At 64.8% G+C, this 2340-nt stretch carries 4 protein-coding genes; 1 reads left to right on the plus strand and 3 read right to left on the minus strand.

Annotated elements, in window-relative coordinates; genetic code table 11:
* Positions 1–38: 38 nt before the first annotated feature.
* The gene (locus CWS39_RS28065; RefSeq protein WP_102146087.1) at positions 39–815 is read right to left on the minus strand and encodes a DUF3109 family protein; all 777 of its coding nucleotides are present in this window, start codon (positions 813–815) and stop codon (positions 39–41) included.
* A 239-nt stretch (positions 816–1054) separates the two neighbouring features.
* Between CWS39_RS28065 and CWS39_RS28070 the strand changes: the two genes are divergently transcribed.
* A complete protein-coding gene (locus CWS39_RS28070; protein ID WP_102146088.1) occupies positions 1055–1441 on the plus strand; it encodes a hypothetical protein in 387 nt (128 codons plus the stop codon).
* Positions 1442–1644: 203 nt separating this feature from the next.
* Here CWS39_RS28070 and CWS39_RS30110 read toward each other — a convergent pair whose 3' ends face one another.
* Positions 1645–1767, minus strand: coding sequence for a hypothetical protein (locus CWS39_RS30110; RefSeq protein WP_255413063.1), 123 nt, complete (start codon positions 1765–1767; stop codon positions 1645–1647).
* A 326-nt stretch (positions 1768–2093) separates the two neighbouring features.
* On the minus strand, positions 2094–2340 hold a 247-nt coding region (locus CWS39_RS28075; protein WP_233213751.1), incomplete at its 5' end, for a hypothetical protein.

The following is a 2340-nucleotide window of genomic DNA, read 5'->3' on the forward strand; positions in this document are numbered from 1 at the left end:
CCCGAAAGACAAGGGAAGCTACGCCGAAATCGCAATGACTACTCGGCCGCGCGGGTCGCCGGGTGCACCGCGATAAGCCCTAACGCGCTGCGCCGCTTGCACATTGCCGCCAGCTCGGCGTAGGCCTTCTCGCCGAGCAGCTCGCTGAGCTCGGCCGCATACGACTCCCACACCGGCCGCGCGCCGACATGCGCAGCCGGATCACCCGTGCAGTACCAGTGCAGGTCCGCGCCGCCCTCACCCCAGCCGCGGCGGTCGTATTCGGTGATGGTGGTCTTGAGGATCTCGCTGCCATCGGGGCGGGTCACCCACTCCTGCGTGCGTCGAATCGGCAACTGCCAGCACACATCCGGCTTCATCGTCAGCGGCTCCACGCCCAGTTTGAGTGCCTTGCTGTGCAATGCGCAGCCGATGCCGCCAGGAAATCCGGGCCGGTTGAGAAAGATGCACGCGCCCTTGTGTTTCCGGGTACGCCAGTTGGGCTTGCCGTCGTACTCGTCCATCTCCAGGTAGCCCTTCTTACCGAGACCCTTCTCCCGAAACTGCCAGTCCTCGTCGGTCAGCTGTTTGACGGCGTCGTCGAGGCGGGCACGGTCGTCGTCGTCGGACAAAAACGCACCGTGCGAGCAGCATCCGTCGTCCGGGCGCCCCTCGACGGTGCCCTGGCATGCCGGCGTGCCGAACACGCAGGTCCACCGCGACAGCAGCCACGTCATATCGGCGGCGATCAAATGTTCGGGATTGTCCGGGTCATAGAACTCCACCCACTCACGGGCGAAGTCCGGCTCCACCTCGCCGGGATGTGCGGCATTCACGGTTCCAACGGTAGTCCCAAGCGGCCGGATTGCGTGCGAACGGGGTCCTCACGTGGGTGACGGCCAGCCACAGCGACGAACCGCATTGGGGCTCGTCTCCCTCGCAGGGATGACGTCAACCACACCTCGAGGCGGTCCGAATCCCTCCCGCGGGCGATGAATCGGGACGGGTGTCCCCACGACCATTGTCTGCAAGCGCAACCAGCGCCATCCACCACCCAAAGCAAGGAGTACACAACATGAACAACAAGCTGAAGAAGTCGATCACTGCCGCACTCGGTGCAACTGCCGCCGCCGTCGCGGCACCCGCTCTGCTGTTCCTGGGCGCCGGGACCGCGCAGGCCGCGACCACGGTCGGCACCACCAGCGACGCACTGGGTGTCACGGTCCATGTCCAGTCGACCGGCAGCCACGGGCTATGCACCTACACCGCCACGCCCACCTTCACGCCGGTCGGCAAATTGAAGCCACTGCCGGTGTACGGGGTCCCGTTCCACTTGCAGGCGGGCCAAAACCACAACCTGTGGTTCCCGGGGATCCAGACGGGGTCGCTCTGGAGCATCGAAGTGAAGTGCGACAACGGTCCCGCCCCGGACAGTTTCGACTTCCACAATGCGTGGTACTAAGCAGGCAACCACTCACCAGGGCGCGGTGGTCGCGACGTCGGTCCGATCACCGCGCCCCTTGCCGAATCCCCCTCATTACAGCCGTTTGAGTGGGTCTGCCCAATTGATTCAGGTGTTTCTCGAGTGGCGCCAGGCAATTGCGAGTTGGCTGCGGTTGGCGAGATCTGTTGGGAGGCTTGCGTTTAACTTGGCCAAGCCGGGTGCTAGGGCGCGGCCACAAACTTCCAGTCGAAGATCAGCAACACCGATTCCGGCCAGCCCACGTCGAGGTGGTCGGGGATGACTTGTTCGAAAAACGGCCGCGCGGCCGCGGGCCGGTCAAACACCCGGGTGTCCGAGACCTCTCGAACTGGCGAAACGCCAGCTCGTAGACGTAGCCAGCGCCAGAAGAAGCTTTTCACCGCGCCAGAGCATCGGTGTTCGCTTCTTGGGCATCCTGTCCCGCCCGGGGATTCCGCCGCACTTACTGTCGGCCTACCGCGCCACCATGACGGCGGCGCGGACCAGAGCGGGGTTTCCACGTTCCGCACGCATGAAGACCCGTCGTCTGCCGACCCCAATCCATGTGCGGATACGCCGCATGCTGTTGGCCTTCGGCCTTCTATGACCGCCACATCGGGTGCCGATCAGCACCACTTTCCCGTTGCCGCCGTCACGTTCCGGCCGCCTCGATCAACTGGCAGGCGATCTGCTCTCGGTTCTCACCCTTGGCGAGCCGCCGCACCGGGATCGCGTTCTTGTTGGCCCACCGGTACACCTCGGCGACGTAGGCGTCGCCGATCTTGCCGAACGGCGCCGACGACGGAATCGAAAACTCCTTCTGCCAGTACAGGAACTGACACACCCCCGCGTCTCGGGGCCGGTGTTGACCGGCACTCAGGATGAGCATGATGGCGGCG

The organism is Mycobacterium hubeiense, from assembly GCF_002838065.1.
Lineage (GTDB): Bacteria > Actinomycetota > Actinomycetes > Mycobacteriales > Mycobacteriaceae > Mycobacterium > Mycobacterium hubeiense.